Below are 1,003 nucleotides of genomic sequence, written 5' to 3'. Positions count from 1 at the left end.
ATTCATGACTGTTCGAGAAAAATGCAAAAAAACGGGCTTACAAATTTAATATAAAGTTGTATACAATCACTCCATCGCAGTGACGCCAGCCTGATACCTCATCGCAAGGCCGCCACACAACCTTGAACACGTCGACACGAATAAGAAGGAAGACTGCAGTGAGCGCTGACTACCCACGCGACCTGATCGGTTACGGCAGTAACCCTCCTCACCCACACTGGCCGGGCAATGCCCGCATCGCCTTGTCTTTCGTACTCAATTACGAAGAAGGCGGCGAGCGCAATATCCTGCACGGCGATAAAGAGTCCGAAGCCTTCCTTTCAGAAATGGTTTCCGCCCAGCCGCTGCAAGGCGAGCGCAACATGAGCATGGAATCCCTTTACGAGTATGGCAGCCGCGCCGGCGTGTGGCGGATTCTGAAACTGTTCAAGGAATTCGATATTCCGTTGACCATCTTCGCCGTAGCCATGGCCGCCCAGCGCCACCCGGACGTGATCCGCGCGATGGTCGATGCCGGCCATGAGATCTGCAGCCACGGCTATCGCTGGATCGACTACCAGTACATGGACGAAGCGCAGGAACGCGAGCACATGCTCGAAGCGATCCGCGTCCTGACCGAAATCACCGGTGAACGCCCGCTGGGYTGGTACACCGGCCGCACCGGCCCGAACACCCGTCGCCTGGTGATGGAAGAAGGCGGTTTCCTTTATGACTGCGACACCTACGATGACGACCTGCCCTACTGGGAACCGAACAACCCGACCGGTAAGCCGCACCTGGTGATCCCGTACACCCTGGACACCAACGACATGCGTTTCACCCAGGTCCAGGGTTTCAACAAGGGCGACGATTTCTTTGAATACCTCAAGGACGCCTTCGATGTGCTTTACGCTGAAGGCGCCGAAGCACCGAAGATGCTCTCGATCGGTCTGCACTGCCGTCTGATCGGCCGTCCGGCGCGTCTGGCTTCGCTCAAACGCTTTATCGAATACGCTAAAAGTCA

1 protein-coding gene is annotated in these 1,003 nt (G+C 56.5%); it reads left to right on the top strand.

The features are described 5' to 3' along the window. Nucleotides 1-158: 158 nt before the first annotated feature. On the top strand, nt 159-1,003 hold an 845-nt coding region (gene puuE, locus AC1DRJ_RS29485), incomplete at its 3' end, for an allantoinase PuuE (RefSeq protein ID WP_477805231.1).

Source organism: Pseudomonas sp. P5_B2, from assembly GCF_056400445.1.
Note: the sequence above shows the minus strand (reverse complement) of the source record. Positions and strands in the feature narration are given on the sequence as shown.